The 23574-nt window shown below is 70.8% G+C and carries 21 protein-coding genes and 1 pseudogene; 4 read left to right on the top strand and 18 right to left on the bottom strand.

All coding sequences use genetic code 11. The features are described from left to right. Positions 1-35: 35 nt before the first annotated feature. Both uvrB and coaE read right to left on the bottom strand, forming a co-directional pair. On the bottom strand, positions 36-2117 hold the full coding sequence (gene uvrB, locus AC2DFQ_RS02390) for an excinuclease ABC subunit UvrB (RefSeq protein WP_484509433.1): 2082 nt from the start codon (positions 2115-2117) through the stop codon (positions 36-38). A 63-nt stretch (positions 2118-2180) separates the two neighbouring features. Next, positions 2181-2777, bottom strand: a complete 597-nt coding sequence (gene coaE / locus AC2DFQ_RS02385) for a dephospho-CoA kinase (RefSeq protein ID WP_484532834.1) — start codon at positions 2775-2777, stop codon at positions 2181-2183. Positions 2778-2906: 129 nt separating this feature from the next. Here coaE and AC2DFQ_RS02380 point away from each other — a divergent pair, with 129 nt between their 5' ends. Then, complete coding sequence (locus AC2DFQ_RS02380) at positions 2907-3275, top strand: response regulator transcription factor (RefSeq protein ID WP_484509435.1); 369 nt, start codon at positions 2907-2909, stop codon at positions 3273-3275. Between the two features lie 9 nt (positions 3276-3284). Here the strand turns inward: AC2DFQ_RS02380 and AC2DFQ_RS02375 are convergent, their stop codons facing one another. Continuing rightward, the gene (locus tag AC2DFQ_RS02375) at positions 3285-4451 is read right to left on the bottom strand and encodes a hypothetical protein (protein WP_484509436.1); all 1167 of its coding nucleotides are present in this window, start codon (positions 4449-4451) and stop codon (positions 3285-3287) included. After that, positions 4448-6088: a sensor histidine kinase gene (locus tag AC2DFQ_RS02370; RefSeq protein WP_484509437.1), complete on the bottom strand. Its 1641-nt coding sequence runs from the start codon at positions 6086-6088 to the stop codon at positions 4448-4450. Before AC2DFQ_RS02370 ends, AC2DFQ_RS02375 begins: the two co-directional genes overlap by 4 nt. Positions 6089-6196: 108 nt before the next feature. Here AC2DFQ_RS02370 and AC2DFQ_RS02365 point away from each other — a divergent pair, with 108 nt between their 5' ends. Further along, positions 6197-6970, top strand: coding sequence for a GNAT family N-acetyltransferase (locus tag AC2DFQ_RS02365; RefSeq protein ID WP_484532833.1), 774 nt, complete (start codon positions 6197-6199; stop codon positions 6968-6970). A 15-nt stretch (positions 6971-6985) separates the two neighbouring features. On the opposite strand, the gene AC2DFQ_RS02360 is transcribed toward AC2DFQ_RS02365, so the two are convergent. Next, on the bottom strand, positions 6986-7534 hold the full coding sequence (locus AC2DFQ_RS02360; protein WP_484532832.1) for a GIY-YIG nuclease family protein: 549 nt from the start codon (positions 7532-7534) through the stop codon (positions 6986-6988). Between the two features lie 126 nt (positions 7535-7660). Here AC2DFQ_RS02360 and AC2DFQ_RS02355 point away from each other — a divergent pair, with 126 nt between their 5' ends. Next, entirely contained in the window at positions 7661-7846 is a 186-nt protein-coding gene (locus AC2DFQ_RS02355) for a hypothetical protein (RefSeq protein WP_484532831.1), read from the top strand. Here AC2DFQ_RS02355 and AC2DFQ_RS02350 read toward each other — a convergent pair. The 13 genes and pseudogenes from AC2DFQ_RS02350 to AC2DFQ_RS02290 form a co-directional block, all read right to left on the bottom strand. Next, positions 7824-8297: a hypothetical protein gene (locus AC2DFQ_RS02350; RefSeq protein WP_484532830.1), complete on the bottom strand. Its 474-nt coding sequence runs from the start codon at positions 8295-8297 to the stop codon at positions 7824-7826. The genes AC2DFQ_RS02355 and AC2DFQ_RS02350 overlap by 23 nt on opposite strands. Positions 8298-8306: 9 nt before the next feature. Then, positions 8307-9536, bottom strand: a complete 1230-nt coding sequence (locus tag AC2DFQ_RS02345; protein ID WP_484532829.1) for an MFS transporter — start codon at positions 9534-9536, stop codon at positions 8307-8309. A 77-nt stretch (positions 9537-9613) separates the two neighbouring features. Further along, positions 9614-10288 (bottom strand): response regulator, encoded by a 675-nt coding sequence (locus AC2DFQ_RS02340; RefSeq protein WP_484509443.1) that lies wholly within the window; start codon positions 10286-10288, stop codon positions 9614-9616. After that, on the bottom strand, positions 10285-11583 hold the full coding sequence (locus tag AC2DFQ_RS02335; protein WP_484532828.1) for a sensor histidine kinase: 1299 nt from the start codon (positions 11581-11583) through the stop codon (positions 10285-10287). Before AC2DFQ_RS02335 ends, AC2DFQ_RS02340 begins: the two co-directional genes overlap by 4 nt. Positions 11584-11593: 10 nt before the next feature. After that, entirely contained in the window at positions 11594-12412 is an 819-nt protein-coding gene (locus AC2DFQ_RS02330; protein WP_484532827.1) for an ABC transporter permease, read from the bottom strand. After that, positions 12409-13320, bottom strand: a complete 912-nt coding sequence (locus tag AC2DFQ_RS02325; RefSeq protein ID WP_484509446.1) for an ABC transporter ATP-binding protein — start codon at positions 13318-13320, stop codon at positions 12409-12411. Before AC2DFQ_RS02325 ends, AC2DFQ_RS02330 begins: the two co-directional genes overlap by 4 nt. Positions 13321-13425: 105 nt before the next feature. Further along, positions 13426-14604, bottom strand: coding sequence for an SGNH/GDSL hydrolase family protein (locus AC2DFQ_RS02320; RefSeq protein ID WP_484532826.1), 1179 nt, complete (start codon positions 14602-14604; stop codon positions 13426-13428). After that, complete coding sequence (locus AC2DFQ_RS02315; protein WP_484532825.1) at positions 14601-15194, bottom strand: TetR/AcrR family transcriptional regulator; 594 nt, start codon at positions 15192-15194, stop codon at positions 14601-14603. The genes AC2DFQ_RS02320 and AC2DFQ_RS02315 overlap by 4 nt, the downstream gene beginning before the upstream one ends. A gap of 190 nt (positions 15195-15384) precedes the next feature. Next, the gene (gene rpsA, locus AC2DFQ_RS02310; protein WP_484509449.1) at positions 15385-16857 is read right to left on the bottom strand and encodes a 30S ribosomal protein S1; all 1473 of its coding nucleotides are present in this window, start codon (positions 16855-16857) and stop codon (positions 15385-15387) included. Positions 16858-17120: 263 nt separating this feature from the next. After that, the gene (locus tag AC2DFQ_RS02305; protein ID WP_484532824.1) at positions 17121-17882 is read right to left on the bottom strand and encodes an HNH endonuclease family protein; all 762 of its coding nucleotides are present in this window, start codon (positions 17880-17882) and stop codon (positions 17121-17123) included. A gap of 89 nt (positions 17883-17971) precedes the next feature. Then, the gene (locus AC2DFQ_RS02300) at positions 17972-19258 is read right to left on the bottom strand and encodes an HNH endonuclease signature motif containing protein (protein WP_484532823.1); all 1287 of its coding nucleotides are present in this window, start codon (positions 19256-19258) and stop codon (positions 17972-17974) included. Between the two features lie 98 nt (positions 19259-19356). Further along, positions 19357-21807, bottom strand: coding sequence for a hypothetical protein (locus tag AC2DFQ_RS02295; RefSeq protein WP_484533134.1), 2451 nt, complete (start codon positions 21805-21807; stop codon positions 19357-19359). A 260-nt stretch (positions 21808-22067) separates the two neighbouring features. Next, a pseudogene (locus AC2DFQ_RS02290) lies at positions 22068-22307 on the bottom strand (DEAD/DEAH box helicase family protein); the annotation flags it as partial. A 114-nt stretch (positions 22308-22421) separates the two neighbouring features. Here AC2DFQ_RS02290 and AC2DFQ_RS02285 point away from each other — a divergent pair. Beyond that, on the top strand, positions 22422-23561 hold the full coding sequence (locus AC2DFQ_RS02285) for a hypothetical protein (RefSeq protein ID WP_484532822.1): 1140 nt from the start codon (positions 22422-22424) through the stop codon (positions 23559-23561). The last annotated feature ends 13 nt before the right edge of the window (positions 23562-23574 follow it).

The following is a 23574-nucleotide window of genomic DNA, read 5'->3' as shown; positions in this document are numbered from 1 at the left end:
CTCCCCGTGTACCGCGGCGGTTAACGGCGAGCGGGTCAGGCGTGTCCGGCGCGCTCCATGGCTCGCAGCTCCTTCTTGAGGTCCTGCACCTCGTCGCGCAGACGCCCGGCCAGTTCGAACTTCAGCTCCGCGGCGGCGGCGAGCATCTGATCGCTCAGGTCGGCGATGGTCGCCTCCAGCTGCTCGGCGCCCTCCGCCGCGATGCCCGTGCGGCGCAGCTGCGGCGTGGGCGACTTGCCCTTGCCGTTCTTCGACGCCGCCGCATCGCGACGCGAGAGCAGCTGCTTGGTGTCGCTCGCCTCACGGGCGAGCACGTCGGTGATGTCGGCGATCTTCTTCCTCAGCGGCTGCGGGTCGATGCCGTGCTCGAGGTTGTACGCCACCTGCTTCTCACGGCGACGATCGGTCTCTTCGATCGCCTTGGCCATCGAGTCGGTGATCCTGTCGGCGTACATGTGCACCTCACCCGACACGTTGCGCGCCGCGCGCCCGATGGTCTGGATGAGCGACGTGCCGCTGCGCAGGAACCCCTCCTTGTCGGCGTCGAGGATGGCGACGAGCGAGACCTCCGGCAGGTCCAGGCCTTCGCGGAGGAGGTTGATGCCGACGAGGACGTCGTAGACACCCGCACGCAGCTCGGTGAGGAGCTCGACGCGGCGGAGCGTGTCGACGTCGGAGTGCAGGTACCGCACCCGCACCCCGTGCTCGCCGAGGAAGTCGGTGAGCTCCTCGGCCATCTTCTTCGTCAGCGTCGTCACCAGCACGCGCTCGTCGCGGCTCGCCCGCACCCGGATCTGCTCCAGCAGGTCGTCGATCTGTCCCTTCGAGGGCTTCACGATGATCTGCGGGTCGACGAGCCCGGTCGGACGGATGATCTGCTCGACGACGCCGTCGGCGATGCCCATCTCGTAGCGTCCCGGTGTGGCCGAGAGGTACACCGTCTGCCCCACGCGGTTCTTGAACTCGTCCCATCGCAACGGCCGGTTGTCCATGGCGCTGGGGAGCCGGAAGCCGTGCTCGACGAGCGTGCGCTTGCGCGAGGCGTCGCCCTCGTACATCGCCCCGATCTGCGGCACCGTGACGTGCGACTCGTCGATGACCATGAGGAAGTCGTCGGGGAAGAAGTCCAGGAGCGTGTGCGGCGGGTCGCCCGGACCGCGGCCGTCGAGGTGGCGGGAGTAGTTCTCGATGCCCGAGCAGAAGCCCAGCTGCTGCAGCATCTCGAGGTCGAAGGTGGTCCGCATGCGCAGGCGCTGGGCTTCCAGGAGCTTCCCCTGCGACTCGAGCTCCTTCAGCCGCTCGGCCAGCTCGTGCTCGATCGTGCCGATGGCGCGCTTGACGGTGTCGGTGCCGGCCGCGTAGTGCGTCGCGGGGAAGATCGGGATGGCCTCCATCCGCTGCAGCACGTCGCCGGTGAGCGGGTGCAGCATGTAGAGGGCTTCGATCTCGTCACCGAACATCTCGATGCGGATCGCGAACTCCTCGTACACCGGGATGATCTCGATCGTGTCGCCGCGCACGCGGAAGTTGCCGCGGGAGAAGTCCACGTCGTTGCGGTTGTACTGCATCGCGATGAACTTGCGGATGAGGGTGTCGCGGTCGTAACGCTCCCCCACCTGCAGCGCGACCATGGCGCGCAGGTACTCCTCGGGCGACCCGAGTCCGTAGATGCACGAGACGGTGGAGACCACGATGACGTCGCGGCGTGACAGGAGCGAGTTGGTCGTGGAGTGCCGCAGCCGCTCCACCTCGGCGTTGACCGAGGAGTCCTTCTCGATGAAGGTGTCGGTCTGCGGGACGTACGCCTCGGGCTGGTAGTAGTCGTAGTACGACACGAAGTACTCGACGGCGTTGTTCGGCATCAGCTCACGGAACTCGTTCGCCAACTGCGCCGCGAGGGTCTTGTTGTGCGCGAGCACGAGCGTGGGGCGCTGGACCTGCTCGACCAGCCAGGCCGTCGTGGCCGACTTCCCGGTTCCGGTGGCGCCCAGCAGCACCACGTCGGTCTCTCCCGCGTTGATCCTCGCCGCCAGCTCCGCGATGGCCTGCGGCTGGTCGCCGGACGGCTGGTACTCGCTGACGACCTCGAACGGACGGACGGATCGGGTGGCCTGCATGTTTCCAGCGTAGGCCGACCGTCCGACGCCGAGGGCGAGCGTTCGCCGACCGCGGATGCCGCGTCAGCCGGTGAGGCGCTCCCACAGCTGGTCGGCCTGGCGGAGGGTCTCTTCGAGCGATCCGGACGTGTCGATGACCTCGTCCGCGAGCGCGAGCCGCTCCTCGTCCGGCACCTGCGACGCGATCCGCGCGCGCGCGTCGGCCTCGCTCATACCGCGCTCGGCCACGAGCCGCCGCACCCGGGTCTCGGCCGGCGCATGCGCCACGACGACGACGTCCCACGGATCGGCCGCCCGCGCCTCGGCCAGGAGCGGGACGTCGTACACGACCACCGCGCGCGGGTCGGCGGTCATCGCATCCGCGAAACGCCGCTCGGATTCGGCGCGCACGGCCGGGTGGACGATGTGGTTGAGCACGGCCAGACTCTCGGCGTCGCCGAACACCCTCGCGCCGAGGGCCGGCCGGTCCAACGATCCGTCCGGCCGGATGACCTCGGCGCCGAACGCACGCTCGATCTGGGCGAGCACGGGTGAGCCCGGCTGCTGCACGTCGCGGACGATCTGGTCGGCGTCGACGATGACCGCGCCGTGGTGGGCCAGTCGCCGCGCGATCGTGGACTTGCCCGAGGCGATGCCGCCGGTCAGTGCGATCAAAGGCATCTCCCGAGCATGGCACGCCTCCGCCCGGCGGCGCCCGCACCGCTTACCCCTGCGCTGACGATGGAGGGGTGTATTACGATCTCAGATGTCCGCCCGCACCCCGACGTCGGCGGAGTACCGAGGTAACGGATGTCGAACCCGCGCGTGGCGGTCATCATCGAAGACGACGCCGATATCCGCACGCTGATCTCGACCGTCCTGTCCGGGTCCGGTTTCGACGTCCACACCGCCTCCGCGGGCCTCGAGGGCATTGAACTCGTCCGCGAATACGCCCCGGCCGTGACGACGCTGGATGTCAGCATGCCGGGGATCGACGGATTCGAGACGGCTCGACGCATCCGGGCCTTCAGCGACACCCGCATTCTCATGGTGACCGCGCGCGCCGACGAGGACCATGCCCGCCAGGGCCGCGAGGCCGGTGCGGATGACTACATCACCAAGCCGTTCCGCCCGCGCGAGCTCCGCGCGCGCGTCCAGGCCGCCCTCGGCGAGGAGTGACCGGGTCCGTCATCCTTCGGCGAGGATGACGGATGCGTCGTGGCTGGAGGCCGAGCGCTTCGCGGCGTCCTTGGCAGCGTCCGCCAGCGCGTCGAAGTCGTAGCCCACCTGGTCGGTCAGCGCGACCCCCACCGACACCACGGGGAGCACCGAGAGGCTGAGCTCGGCCATGTCATCCAGCACACGGCGATGGATGATGCTCGCGGTTCGACGCACATCCGCGAACGAGGTCGTGAGGAATGCGGCCAGCAATGTCGTGCGGCCCGCCTCGCCGACGATCGCGGCACTCGGCGCGTGGCGGCGCACTCCGCTCCGCCACGCCGCGGCGACCGCCTCGGCCTCGCTCGGCCCGAAGGCGGTCGCAATGCGCACGAGGTCCTCGACGCCGACGGCGATGATGCACATCGTCTCCTTCTTGAGGCGCGCGGTGTCCAGGATCGCGGAGGTGAGAGCCCGGAAGGACTCCGGCAGCAGCACGCCGTCGTGGGCGACGTGCAGCGTGACGGTGTCGCGCTGCCCGCGCAGGTTGGACTCCCCTGCCCGCAGGACGGACGTGGTCACCACTGTCGCGATGGTGAGGACGATGGTGAGCAACGACGCCGCGATCGTGCCGAACCAGGTCTGGAACAGGTCGCTCTCGGACCCTGCGATGAGGAACACCGCGGTGCGCACGATGAACCACACCGCCTCGATGAAGAGGACGACGGTCAGCCCGATCGCGCTCCACTGCGTGGCCAGCGCACCGCGCCGCGTCTCCACGGCGCCGACCGCTGCGAAGACGGCATTCCCGAGGAAGGTCGCCACGGCACCGGCCCAGTCGCCGCCATCGGGGCCGGCCAGCAGGGCCGAGAGGATCACGACCGTGACACCGGCAGCCAGGGCGATGCCGCTCACTCGGAGACTGCGGCCGTTGAAGGCGCGGCAGCCGAGCCAGAGGAACCCCGCGGTCGCCACGAAAGCACCGTTGCCGAGGGCGACGGCCACGAAGGCTCCCGGCTCCACGGACCAGACGAGGTAGCTCATCACGCTGAGGATCCCGGCCAGGAAAGCGATGGCCCACAGCCGCCCGGCTGCGCCCTCTTTGCGCAGCAGCGTTTCGACGAGGTAGAAGACGCCCGACACGACGATCACCAGCGCCGTGACCAGACTGACGGTGAAGGGATCCAAGATGATCATTCGTCGTCCTCCTCGAACGCGACGGGCAACCGGACGGTGAACGTGGCGCCCTTGCCCGACTGGGTCTGCACGAAGATCTCGCCGTGGTGTGCCCGGGCGATATCGCGGCTGATGGCCAGGCCCAGGCCCGAGCCGTGCGTCGTGGAGTTGCGCACGGCGTCCGACCGGAAGAACCGCTCGAACAGGTGCGGCTGCTCCTCGGCGGAGATGCCGGGGCCCTCATCGCTCACGGTGATCCACACATGCACCCCGTCGCCGCTGATGCCCGCGTGCACGATGCCGCCGTCGTAGTTGTACTTGACGGCGTTGGAGAGCAGGTTGTCCATGACCTGGCGGATGCGGTGGGGGTCGACGGCGGCCACGACCGAGCCCATGGCGGTGGTGTCGATCGTGATGTGCCGCTCGGCGGCACGCGGCGCGATGGACTCGACGGCGGAGGCGAGAATGACGGAGACATCGACGGGCTCGGGATGGATGAGGAGTTTCACTCCCTGGCGGGAGGAGGCCGAGATGGCCAGGATGTCGGCGACGAGCTCGAGCAGGCGCCCGGCGTTGCGCTCGGCGACCTCGAGGTCGCGGCGCGTCTGCTCGGCAAGCCCCGGCCTGTCCAGCGCCAGCTCCAGGTAGCCGATGATCGACGTCAGGGGCGTGCGCAGCTCATGTGAGACGGATGCCACGAGATCTTCGCGCGCACGCAGCGCCTGCTCCTCGTTCGTGACGTCGCGCGACACCACGATCGATCCCGCGGGCGATCCGTCCAGGTCGGTGAGCCGCCGGGCGGTGATCATCAGCGCGCGACGCCCCTCCCCGGGGAGCCCGTACCAGACGAGCTCGTTCTCGAACGTCTCTCCTCGGCGGGCGCGCGACAGCGGCGCCTCCCACGGTTCCAACCGCCGCGTGCCGTCGGCGGCGAAGGCGGGGACCTCCTCGCCGCTCCACGCCGAGCGTCCTTGAAGAACCGCATGCGCCTGGTTGGTCACCACCAGTTCGCCGGAGGGTGTGATGCGCGTCACACCGAAATCGACCGCGTCCAGCACCTCGGTGACGATGTCCTCCTGGCGCCGCGCCCGGTCGACCGAACGCCGGAGATGCGCCGACTGCTTCTCGAGCAACTCGCGCTGCACATCCGCGCGGCGGGTGAACAGCGCGACCAGCCACCCGAGGGCGGCGAGCACCATGGGCAGGAGGAAGGTCGACGCGGAGACGCGCCCGACCGAATCCAGCCAGATGAGCACCACCAACAGCGCCGTGATCACGATCGTGGAGGTGATGACCCCGGCGAATCCGAACACGGCGGCGACCCAGATCGCCGGGAACACCCACAGCAGGCCCAGCCCGGCAGTGGGAGCCCCGTCGCGGATGAAGGCGACCGCGATGATGTCGATGACGGGCAGGATGCCGGCGGCCCAGAACGGCAGCCGCTTCCAGGGCACGAGCACCGCCGCCGCAGCAGCCAGATAGACGATCCCGAATCCGATCACATAGGTGGTGGGCTGGGTCACCTCGTCCAGCAGCAGGGCGACCACGCTCACCACGAGTGTGACGCCCGCCAGAAGGGCCTGATTCAGCAGCACCGTGCGGTCGCGGGTGCTGTCCTCGCCGCGAGCACGGAGCTCGTTGTCGGACAGCCGGGCCATGGGGATGACAGTAGCGCCCCGCGGACAGCGGCGCCCGCAGCACAATACGTAGTGTTTTACGTAGGTGCCCGGTTCTCTCCTGCGTCGGCGGTGCCTACCGTTGTGGCCATGAGTCTGACAACGGACACCGCCTACGACCTCACGGCCCTGCTGGCGAACTACCGCCGCTTCTGGCAGGGATGGGGAATGGAGGGGTCGGTCACCGGCCCGCTTCAGATCTACCGCAGCGGCGCGCAGTACCCGCGCCTGAACGGGGTCACCCACAACGAGATGCACCCGGATGAGGTCGTCGGAGACGTCCGGCGGCGGATGACGGGCGTCCCCTGGATCTGGGAAGTCACGGACCAGTCCCACCCTCGGACGCGCGAGACGCTGAGTACTCTCGGCGCACCGCACTACGGCACGAGCACCGTCATGGCGATGGATCTCACCCGCTCCTCGGCCTACTCCGCTCCGAACGCGCCGACGGGCATCATCGAGTGGGAGCGCACCGGCAAGGCCGCGGAGTGGGTGCGGGCGTACGCCGCGCCGATGGAGGTGCCCGACGCCGTCATCCCGCAGATCGCGGCGCTGGACCCGGCGCGCAGGTACGACGAGGACCGGCTGATCCGATACGGGTACGTCGCCGACGGGGCCATCCGCGCGACCGTCGAGATGCTGATCACCGGGGACCTCGCCGGGATCTACCTCGTCGCGACCCAGGCGGCCTACCGGCGGCGCGGCGCGGCGACCGCTGTCGTGGCCGCTGCCGTATCCCGAGCGCGTGAAGAGGGCCTTGCCCAGGTCACCCTGCAGTCCAACGAGATGGCCATCGCCGTGTACCGCCGGATGGGCTTCGAGGCGGTGAGCGAGATCCAGATGTTCGGGCCGCCGGCCACCTGACACCTCGCCCCGGCGTCAGCCGCGGTGGGCGAGTGCGTCGCTCTGCCAGCGGGCCCACAGCGTCCACGGGTCGCCGGCACCCGCGCCGAGCACCGCGATGTGCGCGGTGAGGGTGCCGGAGAGCCGGAACCACTCCGTGCCGGGGTAGCGGTCCACGGCGAACTCGACGTGGCGCCGGGCCTCGAGGCTCCGGTCGCCGCGTTCGAACGCGAGGAGCTCGTCGTGGCGGATCGCCGCCAGCCGCCGGCGGGGGTTCGCCGTGGTGCCGATCTTCACCCGGTCGGTGTAGCGGAGGTAGTAGACGACGTCCACACGCGGCGGCGGGAGGTCGTCGTCGGGCACGTCGCCGTGCCGCCACTCGCACGCCGCGCACTGCCAGCCGCTCGGCCATCGGACACCCAGACGTGACGCGCACACGAGGCACGGCGAGGGCAGCAGGTCGGTGACGCCGTGCTCGCGGGCGTCCCACTCCCCCGCCACCGCGTAGTGCCGGGGGCACAGCGCGAGCGGTGCGTCGGCGTCCACGGCAGCGCCGCATCCGTCGACCAGGCACGTCCTTCGCATCCGCCGAGCGTACGGCCCGGCGCCGACACGGCTGTCCCCCATACGGTCTACAGACACGCGGATGAGTGCCGCTTAGGCTCGAAGAGCGTCGTCGGATACCCCCCCACCGAACAGATGCGAGCAAGTATGGATGACCTGCTGCTGTCGATCCTTTTGTTGGTCGCCGGCATCGGGCTCGTCATCGGGATCGCGCGCGTGCCCCCCGCGCGCGCGATCCCGATGACGGCCTCCTCCCGTACTGTTCCGCCGCCCGCGCGCGACGCCCTCGCTGACGGGGCCGGGCCGCGCGTCAGCGTCCCGGCAGGCCGGTGAGGGCGTCGCGCCACAGGTCGCGGAGGCGCCGGTTCGGTTCCGGTGCGACGCGATTTCCCGAGCGGAACTGATACCGCCAGGCCACCTCCGGGACGACGACCTCCAGGATGTCGCGCGGCACGCGGTCCTCCTCGACGACGAGCGTGTCGAACGCCACATCGACGAAGCGGGCCGTGCGGCGGGCGTCGGCGAAATGCACGTCCTCGTACGGATGCGTCAGCACCGTGCCATGGCCGATGAGTCCGTGGGAGCCGCCCTGGCGGAGGAACCAGGCATCCGTGCCGGGCTCGACCTCGCGCCGGGATCCGACGGACCATTGCGTGACATACGGGGTACCGGCCGCGACGCCCGTCACCACGGCAGCGTAAGAGCCGGGCCACTCATCCCACAGGCTCGGATTCCATCCCAGGATGATGCCCGCGTCGACCCAGTAGTCGGATGCCTCGGCCATGCGCCGACCCTAACGCGATGTCCGGCCGACGGCGGTCAGGCCCCGCCCGCGGAGAACTCCCGCCGCCAGAGCACCGGCCACCACGCAGGTCGCGATGACGGCGGCGAGGAACGCTTCCCACCCCGAGTCGGCGAACACCCATCCGAGCGCCCATCCGAGGGCGCTCGATCCGCCGTAGTAGCCCAGGTAGTACAGCGACGATGCCTGGGCTCGCGTGTCGGGGCGTGCCGCGGCGGGGGCCCAGCCCGAGGCCACCGTGTGCGCGCCGAAGAAGCCGGCCGTGAACACCACGAGCCCGACCAGCAGCACCGGCACGGCCGGCACCAGCATCACGAGCAGTCCCAGGATGCTGAGAGCGATGGATGCCAGGAGCACCGGGAGCCGCCCGTGCCGCGTGGCGAGCACACCCGCCCAGGGCGAGGACGCCGTACCGGCCAGGTACGCGAGGAAGAGCAGGGTGACGATCCATGCGGGCAGCGCGAAGGGCGGCGCGGTGAGGTGGAATCCGAGGTAGTTGTAGATCGCGACGAAACCGCCCATGAGCAGGAAGGCCAGCGCATAAAGCGTGAGCTGCACCGGCGAGCGGAGGTTCAGGCCGAGTCGGGCGGCGATGCGCGGCCCGGGGTCGGGGGCGTGCCGGTGCGGCACGAATCCGCGCGCCCTCGGCACGAGCCAGAGGAACAGCACGGCCGCCGCCGCGCACAGCCCGGCAACGGCCCACAGGCCCGCGCGCCACTCGGTGAGGTCGGCGACGGGACCCGAAACGAGCCGCCCGGCGAGCCCGCCCACGGTGGTGCCGGCGATGTAGCTGCCGGCCGCAGCTGCGGCGTGTCCCGCATCCACCTCCTCGCTGAGGTACGCCAGTGCCACCGCCGGCACGGCGCCGAGCGCGGCGCCCTCGACGAGACGGATGGCCAGGAACAGCCCGATGTCGCCCGCCAGCGGTGCCGCGATGCCGAGCGCCGTCGCGGCGAGGATGCCGATCCCCATGGCGGCGACCCGGCCGATGCGGTCGGCGACCATCGACCACGGGATGACCGCCAGCGCCAGGCCCAGCGTGCACGCGGAGATCGACAGTGCGGCGGTGGCGGGTGCGATGCCGAGGTCGTCGGAGATCATGGGCAGCACCGCCTGCGGCGAGTACAGCTGCGCGAACGTCGCGACGCCGGCGAAGAAGAGACCGGCGAGGAGCCGACGGTAGACGCGGCTTCCTGGCAGGTGTCCGGTGAAGCCGCTCACTCCCCCACGCTAGGGGATCCGCGAACCGGCCGAGATCCGCCGCCCCGCGATCCGCTCACGATGCCCGGCACGCCGGCTCAGGGGCCCCGGTCGTCGGGGGCGACGTGGCCCCAGCGGTGGGCGAGGATGACGGCGTGCACGCGGTCACGGGCGGCGATCTTCGCCAGAACGCGTCCCACGTGGGTCTTCACCGTCGATTCGCTGAGGAACAGCGACTGTGCGATCTCGGCGTTCGTGAGGCCCCGCCCGATCGCGCGGAAGACCTCGTTCTCGCGTTCGGTGAGGAGCGTCGCGGGATCGGGACCGGCGGGTGTCCCCGGCATCCGCGAGGCGACGTGGTCCAGGAGCCGGCGCGTGACGCGCGGCGCGAGCACCGCGTCTCCGCCGTGGACCGAGCGGATGGCGGCAGTCAGGTCGGCGCGCTGCACGTCCTTCAGGAGGAATCCGCTCGCGCCGGCCTGGATGGCTCCGAAGGCGTACTCGTCGAGGTCGAAGGTGGTGAGGACGAGCACCCTCGCCCGCGGTTCGGCCTGGACGATCCGCTCGGTCGCCGCGATGCCGTCCACGCCGGGCATCCGCACGTCCATGAGGATGACGTCCGGCCTCAGCCGGGCCGCCTGGGCGATGGCCGCCTCGCCCTGGGCCGCCTCCCCGACGACGATCATGTCGGGTTCTGCCTCCAGCACGAGGCGGAATCCGACGCGGATGAGCTCCTGGTCGTCGACCAGAAGGATGCGGATGGGGTCGCTCATGCGCGTGCCTCCCCGGGCGCCGAGAACTCGGCGGGCACATCCCGCGCGTCGGCGGCAGCCGCGGGGAGCACGGCGTGAAGCTCCCACGTGCCGTCGCGGGTGAGCGCGGACGTCACGCTCCCCCCGACGTGCGCCGCCCGTTCGATCAGGCCCTGGATGCCGAATCCTCCCGACCCCCTGGGTCGCGAAGCACCGTCGTTCCGCACTGTCACGTGCACCTCCGCATCCGCGTAGCCGATCCGCACCTCGATGCCCGTCGCATCCGGGGCGTGCCGCATGGCGTTGGTCACGCCCTCCTGCACGATCCGCCCGATCGCGAAGCGCACGGCGTCCGACCCGGAGGGCGATCCCGTGACGGCGAGCGTCACGGGGAAACCCGCGCGCTGGGCGGCGGCCACCGTGGCCTCGGCGGCCACGGGCTCCATGGGCGCGAGCGGGGCGTCGGGGGCGCTCTCCCGAAGCACGCCGAGCATGGCTCGCATCTCCGTCAGCGCCTCGCGTGCGGTCGCGGCTGCCGCATCCATGGCACTGCGCGCCCGCTCGCGGTCGGGCGTCGCCGCCGCGCCTTCGGACAGGGCGACGACCACGGTGAGCGAGTGCGAGACGATGTCGTGCATCTCGCGCGCGATCCGCGCCCGCTCGGCCGCTGCGGCCAGGCGCGACTGCTGGTCGCGTTCCACGAGGAGCTGGCGCGACCGGGCGAGCACCGCCTCGAGGTATCGCTTCCGGTTGCCGACGTTGACGCCGATGAGCGAACCGATGAGTCCGAGCACCGCTTCCGCGATGACCGCGGTGCTCGCCGTCTGGAGGGTGAGGCTGCCGCTGCCCACCAGAGCGAGCCCCAGGAGGCCGAGCGTTCCGATGGCGATGCCGTACCCGACCCAGCACGCGCGGGACGAGCGGTAGACCGCCAGCGAATAGGTGGCGACGAGCACGAGAGGGCTGCCGCTGGTGGGATCGAACAGCAGAAAGGTCGCGGCGCTGACGAACCACGCGGCGAAGACGAGGGTCGGTTGTCTCCTGCGCGACAACAGCAGGACGGATGCCGCGGCGACGGCCGCCAGCGGGATCGCGGATGCCCAGGGCAGGTCGACGGCCGACTCTCCGTCCCGCAGATCGGCCGGCTGGAACGGCGCCGCGGGAAGGAGCGAAAGCACCAGGCAGATCAGGGCGATCAGGATGTCGGCGAAGAGCGGATGGCGCGCCCAGAACTGCCGGATGAGCCCCGGGGCGCGCGGCAGCCGCAGTTCCTCCTCGGCGGGCGAGGAGGAACGGCGGCTGCGCGGGCTCGGCACGGCGTCGACTTTACGCGTCGCGCATCCGGAGCACCGCCCAGGCGGCGAGGAGCCCCGCGACAGCCCATCCGCACAGCGTGACCAGTGCCGCGGTGGCGCTCAGCCCGGTGTCGGGAAGCGGCAGGATGAGGCTCTGCGACGCCGCCGACGGCAGGTACGCGCTCAGATCGGTCAGCCACTGCCACGCCGTGGGGTCGAACGCGGGGAAGATGCCCACGACGATCGGCAGGACGAACAGGAGAGCGATCGTGGCCGCGATCGCGCCGGCGCCACTGCGCAGGAGGAACCCCAATGCCGCCCCGATGAGGGCGAAGATCGCCATCGAGAACGCCGCCGCCAGGAGCGGCAGGAACGATTCGTCCGCCGCGCCCCACGCGATTCCATTGCCTCTCGGCTCGAGGATCGGAGTAATCGCGAGGGCTGCGCCGACGAAGATCACGAGGGATGCCGCGAACATCAGCCCGGCGACGACGACGGCCTTCGCCGCGAGCACCGACGCGCGGCTCGGGTCGGCGGTGAGGGTGGACCGGATCATCCCGGTGGAGTACTCGCCCGTCACCGCGATCACCCCGAGGATGCCGGCGAGCAGCATCGTGAACTGGACGGGCAGGACGACCGCCTGGATGCCGGCGAACCCCGGACCGTCCACCGCCAGCGCGATGAGCACGGCGATCCCGATCGTGAGCAAGGCCACGATGCCGATCGACCACCAGGTCGATCGCAGGGTGGACAGTTTGATCCACTCGCTGCGGAGCGCCCGGGGGAAGGTGAGCCGGTAGGGGCTCGTCCGGAGCCGCGGCGATGCCGATGTCACGGATGCGGTGGTCATGCCATCTCCTTCGTCCGGTACTCGACCGATTCGCCGGTCAGGGCGAGGTAGGCCTCTTCCAGGGACCCGGTGGTCGGGGTCAGTTCGTGAAGCGCAATGCCGCGTTCGGCGGCGAGGTCGCCGATGCGGGCGGCCGGGAGCCCATGGATGTCGAGCGAGTCGGGGCTCGTCGTGACGACCTCGACTCCCTGCCCGGAGACGGCCGCCGCCAGCTCGGTCGCGCGCGGCGTGCGCACCCGGACGGCCGCGGTGGTCCAGGCCCGAACGAGCTCCTGCAGCGGGGCATCCGCCAGCACCTTTCCCCGTCCGAGCACGATGACGTGGTCGGCCGTCTGCGCCATCTCGCTCATGAGGTGGCTGGAGAGCAGCACGGTGCGCCCTTCGGCGGCGATGCGGCGCACGAACTGCCGCACCCACCGCACGCCCTCGGGGTCGAGTCCGTTGACGGGCTCGTCGAGGATGAGCGTGTGCGGGTCGCCGAGGAGCGCCGCGGCCAAGCCGAGCCGCTGGCCCATGCCGAGCGAGAAACTGCCGGCGCGCTTCCCGGCGACCGAACCGATGCCCGTGAGCTCCACCACCTCGTCGACACGGGACGCGGGGATGCCGTGGGTCGCTGCCATGGCGCGCAGATGGTTCCTCGCCGTGCGGCCGGTGTGCACCGCCTTGGCGTCGAGGAGCGCCCCGACCTCGGTGAGCGGCGCGCGCAGGCGCCGGTAGTCGCTGCCGTTGACGGTGCTGTGGCCGGACGTCGGCCGGTCAAGGCCCACGATCATGCGCATCGTCGTGGATTTGCCCGCGCCGTTGGGGCCGAGGAACCCCGTGACCTTGCCCGGGCTGACCGTGAACGACACGTCGTCCACGGCCGTCTTGTGTCCGTACCTCTTCGTGAGGCCTTCCGCTGTGATCATGTCTCCGACGCTACGGATGGCCCCTGCCCGCCCACATCCCCCTGCGGTGCCATCGTGCGGTGCTCGGGCCGGCACCGTCGGCTGACACCCGGTCGCCGGCCGGGGTCAGAGGCGGCCGGAAGCGCGCTCCAGGGCGTCGGCGAACCCATGGCGGGCGAACCGCTCTCCGATGAGGAGGTGGGTCGCAGCGTCGGGGTGGAGGGCGTCGGGGAGGGGATGCGCCTGCGCATCCTCCTCGCCGTAGAGCCGGAGTCCGTCGACGTAGTGCAGGTGGCGGTCGGAACGGCGTCGATCCGTCACGATGCGCGCGAGCTCCGCCCGGATCACGGTCAGGGTGAGCTTCCCCGCGGCCCGCTCCGCCGGGTCGCCCGTCGCGATGAAACGCACCTCGCCCTGCGCCAGCGCCTCCGGGTCGAAGGCCCCCGGGCCCGGCGTGTCCTCGTGGATCGCGCAGAAGATGGGCGAGACGACGACGATCGGTGTGCGGGGATGGCCGTCGCGGATCGTGTCGAGGAAGCCGTGCACCGCCGGGCCGAAAGCGCGCAGCCGCATCACATCCGTGTTGACCACATTGATGCCGAGCTTGAGGCTGATCACGTCCGCGGGGGTGTCGCGCATCACGCGCGCGACGAAGGGATCCATCAGCGCGCTTCCGCCGAACCCCAGATTGACCAGCTCGACTCCCGCGATACGCGCGGCGACTGCGGGCCAGATCCCCGTCGGCCGGGTGGCGTTGGAGCCCTGGCTGATGGAGCTGCCGTGGTGGACCCAGACGGGCCGCGTGTCCTCCGCCGGGAGGACGGGCGCATCGGCGCGGAGCTCGAGGAGTTCGACCGTCTCGTTGTGCGGGAGCCACAGTTCGACGGCTTTCTCCCCGGCGGGCAGGTCTCCGAACCGAGCGGTGCTCGCCGGGCCCTCCTGGGTGGAGCGCGCGCCGGTGGCCATGTCGATCACGGTCGTGATCCCGTCGGAGGTCGTGGACCAGGCGGCCGGGCGGCCGTCCACCACCAGGTCGACGACCCCGTCGGGGCGCGCCGGGAGTCCGGCATACGCCACACGCCTGCGGCGCACGTCCAGTTCGATGGCCGTCGCGGTGGTGCGGAAGACCAGTCGGACGCCGGAGGGCTGGGACTGCACCATGGCGAGCTGGGCATCGGATGCTTCGGCCCGGGCCCACGCGGGCAGCCGGTGCGGCAGCAGCCCCCGCTCGGTGCGTTCGAGCTCGGCCGCGCCCCGCACCAGCCCCTCGTCGAGGGGTACCACGCGCAGATCGTTGAGGGTCATGGTTCTCCCGGGGTCGTGTGCCACGCCGCCGGGCCCTGCGAAAGGAGCCCGTCGAGCGCGTCGATGATGTGCACCCAGCTCTCCTCGGGAGCCGGGGCGGTGTGGGCGAAGCTGCCGCTCATCTCGAGGGTGATGAAGCCGCGCGTCGTGCTCCCCAGCAGGCGGACGGCATGGACGGTCGCGCCGGGATCCAGCCCGTACCCGCGCAGGACCGCCTCGGCGAGGCGGGCATGGCGGGGGCCGGCGCTGGACGCCGCGGTCTCGCCATCCACGGTCGCCAGCATCGCTGCGAACCGGCCGGGGTGTTCCCGCGCATAGTCGCGGTAGGCGTTCATCAGCGCGGCGATCGCGTCACGGCGCGATAGACCCGCCACCGCCTCGGCCGCGCGGTCGGCGAGTTCTTCGAGGGCCAGGAGCGTGATGCGGACGCTGAGATCGCCGGTGCTGAGGATGTGCGAGTAGAGGCTCGCCGTCTGGACGCCGAGCCTCCGCGCGACCGCCGCGACCGTCACCCGGTCGAAGCCGAGCTCGTCGGCGAGCTCCGCGCCCGTGCGGACGATGCGGTCGACCGTCACGCCCGCTCGTGCCATCGCCCGCTCTCCCATCCGGTAGACCTACAGGCTTTAGGTTATCACCAATGTGGCGTAGGTAGGCAAGCGCCCTGCCGACCGCGACAGGGCCTGCGCGTCGAACAGGGCGTGAGGCGACGGGGAAACGAAAAGCGGGCCGGAACCCGAAGGTTCCGGCCCGCTTTGGGTGGAGCGTTACATCAGTGCTGGATCAGCGACCCGACAGCTTCTCGCGCAGAGCGGCGAGAGCGGCGTCGTCGGCCAGGGTGCCGGCCGAGGCCGACTCCGAGGAGTACGAGCCTCCGCCACCGGTCGATGCCGGAGCATCCGCGCTCGGAGCCGGAGCGTTCGCCTCGGCCTCGAGGGCCTTGGCGACGGCGGCCTTGTGGGCCTCCCAGCGAGCCTGGGCAGCGGCGTACTCCTGCTCCCACTTCTCGCGCTGCTCGTCGAATCCTTCGAGCCACGCGTTGGTCTCCGAGTCGAAGCCCTCGGGGTACTTGTACTCCCCGCGCTCGTCGTACTCGGTGGCCATGCCGTAGAGGGCCGGGTCGAACTCGGTGCCGAACGGGTCGACCGACTCGTTCGCCTGCTTGAGCGAGAGCGAGATGCGGCGACGCTCGAGGTCGATGTCGATGATCTTGACGAAGACCTCTTCGCCGACCGACACGACCTGCTCGGCGAGCTCGACGTGGCGGCCCGACAGCTCGGAGATGTGCACGAGGCCCTCGATGCCGTCTGCGACGCGAACGAACGCACCGAACGGAACGAGCTTGGTGACCTTGCCCGGTGCGATCTGGCCGATCGCGTGGGTGCGGGCGAAGACCTGCCACGGGTCTTCCTGCGTCGCCTTCAGCGACAGGGAGACACGCTCGCGGTCCAGGTCGACCTCGAGGATCTCGACGGTGACCTCCTGGCCGACCTCGACAACCTCGGACGCGTGCTCGATGTGCTTCCACGAGAGCTCGGAGACGTGCACGAGGCCGTCCACGCCACCCAGGTCGACGAACGCGCCGAAGTTGACGATCGAGGAGACCGTGCCCTTGCGGACCTGGCCCTTGTGCAGGTTGTTGAGGAAGTTCGAGCGCGACTCGGACTGCGTCTGCTCCAGCAGAGCGCGGCGCGAGAGAACCACGTTGTTGCGGTTCTTGTCGAGCTCGAGGATCTTCGCCTCGATCTCCTGGCCGAGGTACGGCGTGAGGTCGCGGACGCGGCGCAGCTCGATGAGCGATGCCGGCAGGAAGCCACGGAGGCCGATGTCGACGATGAGGCCACCCTTGACGACCTCGATCACGGAGCCGGTGACAACACCGTCGGTCTCCTTGATCTTCTCCACGTCGCCCCAGGCGCGCTCGTACTGCGCACGCTTCTTGGACAGGATGAGGCGGCCTTCCTTGTCCTCCTTCTGGAGAACCAGCGCCTCGACGTGGTCGCCGACCTTGACGACCTCATTGGGGTCAACGTCGTGCTTGATGGAAAGTTCGCGCGAGGGGATAACGCCCTCGGTCTTGTAACCGACGTCGAGGAGCACCTCGTCGCGGTCGATCTTCACGACGGTGCCTTCGATGAGGTCGCCGTCGTTGAAGAACTTCAGGGTCAGTTCGACCGCGGCCAGGAAGTCTTCAGCAGAGCCGATGTCGTTGATCGCGACCTGCTTGGTGGCCGGGGCGGTCGTTGCGGTAGTCATGTAGTGGGCTGTCCTAGTTGGGTTTGTGTCGGGCTTCTGCTCGTGCCTCTCCCCCGGTTGAGGATGAGGCATTCCGCAGCCATACGATCGTTGAGCGGGAACGCTCAGCAACCGAGACGAAACGGCGCGAGCCGAAGCGAAGCGGATTGATTTCGTGCGATGTCACCCAGGCCGGGGCCTGGACGTGCGGAACGAGCCACACGAGTGACACTCAAGACTAGCAAACGCTGGCGGGGTGCGAAATGTTCCTCCACCCCCCGAGCTCAGCAGCGCGCAAGGGTGCGTTCCAGTACGTGCCGTTCGGCGGTGCTGATACCCAGTTCCCACGCGGCGAGCACGGCGGTGTAGTCGTGGGCGTACTCGCAATGCGATGCCTCAGACGGCGGCAACCAGTCCGCGGGCCCCGAGCTCCCCTTCGACTGGTTCACCGCGCCCGCGGTCGCCCGCAGATTGTCCGGGTCGTTCGCGAACGCGATCCGCTCCTGTTCGCTCCAGAACTCCGCACCGTGCCGCCAGGCCCACGCGAGCGGCACGAGATGGTCGATCTGGACGAGCACCGATGTGTCCGCGCCCGACACGAACTCGACCTGCTCGCCGGTATAAGGGTCCACCAGGATGCCGGAGAGCACCTTGCATCCGTTCGTGCCGACCTTGAGGACCGCATCGTGAAGATCCCGCCGCAGCACGTCATTGCGGGTGTCGCACCCGTTGCGGTCGTGGTCGTGCCATGCCCGTCCGAAAGACTCCCGGTAGTAGCGGGCGATGGACTGCCCCGACACCGTCTCCAGCGCGGCGAGAGCGTCGAGGGCTTCCGCGGCCTCCGCACGCGTGTCCGCGGGCGCCACGGTGTCTGCCGGCGCCGCGGTGTCTGCCGGCGCCGCGGTGGAGCCGGGAGCCGAGTGCGGCGCCCACAACGGTGCGACCACCACGACCGCCAGGCTCACGACGAGAATCGCGAACAGCGCCGTCAAGCCGCCCCGGATCGGCTGTGCCCGGCGGCCGCTCGAGACGCGCCTCTTGGACATCACTGCGCTCTGCTCACTTCGCTCTGCTCACTGCGCTCTGCCGATCACTCGCACCATCATGGCGTGAACGCACGCCCCCGACGCTGTGCTCACGCGGCGCGGAAGACGGGAACCCGGCGCTCCGGTTGGACGACGTAGCGCCGACCGAGGGGTGAGGTCCATTCGATCGCTCCGCCGCCGTCGACCTGGCGTACGTGCCATCCGCCGTGGTGCTTGATCGTGTGGTGCCCTTGGCAGAGCGGGGCGAGATTGGACAGCTCCGTCGCACCGCCGTCTTCCCACGCGACCTGATGATCGATCTGACATCGGGAGGCCGGAAGTGCGCACCCGGGGCCCATACATCGGCCTGCCCGCCAGCGGGCGAGTTCTTGCAGAGCGCCGGGCGGTCGGTACTTCGTGCGTCCGACGGAGAGCACCATCCCGGTTTCGGGGTGCGTGAGGATCCGCATCCACCCGTCGGCCGTGCCGACCAGTTCCCGTGCCCGTTCGATCGGGATGGGCCCGACCCCCTCCACCATGGCCGGCTCGCTCCGGGCGGCCAGTTCGTCATTCAGGAGGGCGAGAGCGGGGACCGTGACGGCCACCGTCGCCCGGATGCCCTGGGCAGCGTCGGGATGTGCAGCCACCGCGCCATCGATGAGGAGATCGCCCACCACGTCGGCCCGGAGCTGATCGAGCGTGCGTTCCTCGCCCTCCTCGGCGGCGAGAATCTTCGCCATGGCGGTGACTCGTTCGTGCACCGCGTGCGCCTCGACGGCCGGGAGGTGGATGAGCAGCCACGCCATCCCGTCGGCCGACGGCTCGATCACGACTCGCCGAGTCGCGATCGCGTCACGATGACGCTCCGCCAAGGTCGCCGCGCGGACGGTCTCGACCAGTCTGCGCAGCAACCGGCGGAACGTGCCGAGAGGATGCGCCTCGGCCAACTCGACCGCGATGGGGACCACTTCCTCCCGCAGCGCCGGCTCGACCGTGTCGACCAGCTCCACGAACACCTCCGCGTGCCGCTCGGTGGTCTGCGCCCGGGAGAGCGACGCGAGCATCGCGGGGTACCGGGCCACGAGGCCCTCGGCGGTGATCAGCAGCCGGTCGGCGGCATGCTCGGTCATCTGCAACGCCACAGCCAGCTCGAGGCGCAGCGACCGCTCGATGATCTCCGGCGACGCTCCGCGGAACGTCGTCGCCTCCGTCAGCGCCTCACGGTGCATCGCCTCGACACGCTCGAAGCGCTGCGCGGCGAACACCGACATCATCGTCGACACCTCGGTCACCAGGTCGATCGGGTCGAGCTCGTCGGGGAGGCCGGGGGCTTCGTGCCACAGCGCCTCGCCGTCCACGCCGGAGTACTCCAGCGGGTCAAGGCGGTCTGTGGTCATGGGAAAAGACTAGAACATACCTCCGACATTCCCCGCGCCGCCGAGCGGAACCACCCCGGGGCGAGGGCGCGAGCAGAGGCGTCGCAACGGTGAGCCGCTCACCGCCACTCCTCTCGCGTGACGGGCAGCGCCCACTCGCCGCCGCCGCGACGGGCCCGGGCCATGAGGGCGAGCCGACCAGGCCGGTCCATCGCGTGGAGGAGGCAGGGGCCGACCTCGCGCTCCCACGCCGCGGCGAAGGCCTCCGCATCCCCGCGCCGACGGCCGATCACGGCGGGAACGGAGAGGAAGTGCCTCGGGCGTTCGCGATCGGCCCGCCTCAGCACCGCACGCACAACGCCCGTACGGCCGCCGCTCCCGGTCTCGATCAGGAAGCGCGGGGTCCGCACGACACCGAACAGCTCGGTCAGCGCGGCGGCGAACGTGCGCTGATCGGCCAGCGCGGCGGTCGGCGCCTCGATCGCGATGGGGACGAAAGCGCCCTGCGGTTCGCCCTCCGACACCGCGGCCGACACGTCCGTATCGGCGACGCGTCCGGCCCGGCGGAGGGCCTCCCACACGACGGTGCCGATCCGGCGGTAGGTCTCGGCGGCATCCCTGGACTGCGCGCGCGTCTGGAGCCACGCTCGCGCGAGAGGCGGCGCCGTGCTGAGCCCGAGGGCGAGCGCCACCGCTCCGGCGATGATCCCCGCTTCGGGAGCCGCCAGGACGAATCCGACCAGCGGAGCGCCTGTCGAGCCGAGCGCGGTGGCCGCCGCCACGCCCCCGAACGCGCCGCCCAGCGCGCGGGAGGCCGGCGCGCTCGTGCGGAACACCGGCTGCTGGTGCCGCCGCGGCACGAGAGCGCTCACGCTTTCCCGATCGTCGTACTCCTCCCCGATCCGCCACGCACCGCGGGTGACCGACCGCGCCGGAACCTCCTGCAGACCGTTCAGGGCGTCGACGGATGCCGCCGGATGCTTCGCGCGCACGCCCTCCAGCGCCACGCATTGCTCTGCGGTGAGGGCGATGGACAGCCCCCGTACGACGCGCGACGGCTCGTCGGCGTGGAGGCCCCACAGCCGTGCGTGCTTGCGGCGGAGCCGGTTCAGATCGGGTTGCGTCTGCAGCGGGAAGGCCGGCGGAAGGAGCGCGGTGACCGTCCAGTTGTGCGCGACCTTCTCCGGCCACGACGGGTCGAGCCGCAAGGTGCGCCCGCGCAGCTGCTGGGTCGCCGATGCCGTCGCGACCGCGGTCAGATCGATGAGGGTGTGAACGGCCGGGCAGTCCCAGCCCTCGCCGAAGAGTCCCCGCGTTCCCACCACGACCTGCACCGTTCCGCGCACGAGGAGTGCGGATGCGGCGCGCACGAGCCCCGCCGATCCGGCGCCCGGCGCGTGCACCTCTGACAGGTGCGGCGCCTCGAGCACCGGCGCCGCCACCACCGGGACGCCCAGCAGCTCTTCGAGCGCGGGAACGAGCACGTCGGCGTCACGCGTGGCGATGCGCGTGCGCGTGCCGGTGACGAGGATCGGCCGCACCCCCGCGGTGGCCGCATCCGCGACCAGGACGGCGAACGTGCGGAGCGCGCCGGCGATGCCGACGAGCCCGCCGTGCGTGTTGCCGTGCTCGGCGAAGTCGGTCAGGACGAGGGCCCGCAATCCCTCCCCGCCCAGAGCCTCGCGCTCGAGGCGGAGGATGTCGCACGCGGCGTAGTCCTTCGCGAGCGAGGACGCGAGCATCGTGTCGACCGGGTCGCGCGTGCGGCGCACCCCCCGGTCGGTGAGCGCATGGCCGAAGTCGGCCAGGGTGCGCCGGATGCGCTCCCATCTCGGCTGTTCGGCGGGATGGGGCAGCAGGCGATCCAGTGCGAAACGGGCGAGCAGTCGCAACGACTCGTCGGTGGTCGGGGGGCGCCGCGCGACATCGGGCAGCCGCGCGACGAGCGGGTGCTGCGGAGCCACCGTGGCGAGCATCGCGGCCGCCGCCTCAGACCCCGCGAAATCATCGGCGAACGCAGCGCCCAGGCCCACGTCCACGGAGTCGGCCTCGGAGAGGTGCGGCGGCGGCTCGAGCTCGGACCGGCCGGCATGCGGCTCGGATTCGGGCTGAAGGCGGTCGACGAGGAATCGCAGGCCGGTGTCGTGCGCGAAGGTCGCACGGAGGAGCACGGCGAGACCCTCGGCGTGCGCGGCGAGGAAGGCGAGCTCGTCGCCGGTGGGCTCGACGAAGCGGACGAGGTCGCGGTAGGGAGCGAGGTTTCCCTCTCGCACCACCGCCGGAACCGGCACCTCGTAGTCGACCTCGCCGAGGAGCGCCGTGTAGTTGTCGTACTCGTCGGCGTCGTCCGGCGAGGGGAGGGTCGCGGTGAGCCCGATGAGCAGTGGGGCCCCGCCCGCGGCCCGCAGCCGGGCGACGAGGGCGGCGATCACGACCGCCCAGTGGTCGAGCAGATGATGGCACTCGTCGAGGACGATCGTCTCCACCCCCTCGGCGACGAGCCGGTCGATGAGCGCGAGGGCGTTGGGATGCAACGCCGACGCGAGCACGTCGGCGTCCTCCCGCACCACCCGTCGGCGCAGAGTCCGTGCCCGGCTCGCGATGCCGCGCCGGTAGACCTTCGGGTTGCCGGCCTCGAGCTCGTCGAGCCACCTCCCCGCCGCGTCCGAGGAGAGCCCGTCGGTTTCGAGCTCGTCGCGCCAGCGCGCGCGGGCGAGCCCGCGAAGGGAGTGGCCGTGTCCAGCACGCTGAGGGCCTGATAAGTCAGGGCGGTGAGGTCGCCGGGGCGCTCGGGATCCTCAGAGACCCCCGCCGGGTGGGGGGCCAGGGATGCTCCGGCCCGAGCCCACTGCCCCCGGATCGTCGTCGTCGGAGCGAAGACGACCGTGCGGCGCCCTCGGCGCGCGGCGAGAAGGAGCCCGAGCAGGGTCTTGCCGGAACCGGGTGGGGCGACGATGTGCAGCGGCGAACCGGCATCCACGTCGACGCGTTCCAGCACGTCCGCCTGATAACGGCGAAGGCGGCCGGAGAATCGCCACGACGCGAGCGGGGTCGGTGTCGCGGACGGCATCCGTTCAGCCTAGGAGGCATGCTTGATCCAGCACTCGCGCCCGAACCCGATCGGGCGCGTCGAATGCCGTCATCCGCCGTGCCTCTGAGCCGGCCGATGCGGGGAGGCCGAACGATGACCATGGATCTGCGGTGGCTGACCGCGCCCGAAGCAGAGGTCGCTGCCGCGATGGCGGCCGTGCGTCACGATTCGCGACCGACGTGGGTCCCCACCCGGCGCACGGTGCTCGTGCACGTGAATCACTGCCTCATCCTCTGGTACCTCTGCATCGCCTTCATGATCATCGGGGTACGGGTGGATTCCTATCAGGACGGGGAGACCCGCGCAGCCGATGTCATCGGACTCCTGGTGATCATCGCGCTGCTGGCGGCGTGGCTGTACGGCAGCCACTGGCTGCGCCGCTGGGCGGCCCTCCCGCCCTCGCCCCGCGCGCGACTGAAGAACTGGCGGCGCGACCTCACCGCTCTCGCCAACGGGTTCGTGCCGCGCCCGAGTACGGTAGCGACCTTCTCCGCACTGATCACCCCGGCGACCCGGGGCGTGAACGTGTATCCGCGATTCGTCGCCCCCGGCGTGGAGTTCGGCACCCTCGCTCACCGCCGCGCCCGCTCGACCCGATGGCACTACATCGCCGTCCGGCTGCCCGCGCCGCTGCCGCATCTGATCCTGGACGCGACCTCGAACGACGGTGCGCGCAGCGACCTCCCCGTCGCCGTCGGCCGGAGCCAGCGGCTCTCCCTCGAGGGCGACTTCGACCGCTGGTTCCGTGCCTACTCCCCCGCCGCGTACGGCGCCGACGCTCTGTACGTCCTCACTCCCGACGTGATGGCTGCCCTGATCGACGACGCGAGCGGCTACAACGTGGAGATCGTCGACGACACGCTCGTCTTCTTCGCGTCGCCGGTCGACTTCAGCGCCCCCGCTCATTGGGAGTCGGTCGGCGCTGCGCTGACCAGCGTCGTCCCGCGCGTCATGTCCACGGCGCGCCAATACGTCGACGAGCGGGTTCCCGGTCAGGAGGTGCCCCGCGCGCTCGTCGCGCTGCGGGCCGCGCGCGACGAGCCGGACGTCGTCTGGGTTCCACCGACGCCGCGCATCGGTTCCGACGGCCGGCGGCTCGACATCCGCGACCCCAACCGCGGGGTGTGGCCGATCATCGGCGCGATCGGGTGGTTCGCGCTGCTCATCTTCCTGTACGCCGTACCCGGGATCTTCGCGTTCGCCGGGTTCATGTCGGTCGTCGACGGACGGTGACCTGACGCCCTGC

This window comes from Microbacterium sp. Z11_20 (genome assembly GCF_057197605.1).
This window is presented reverse-complemented; position numbering and strand designations above follow the sequence as displayed.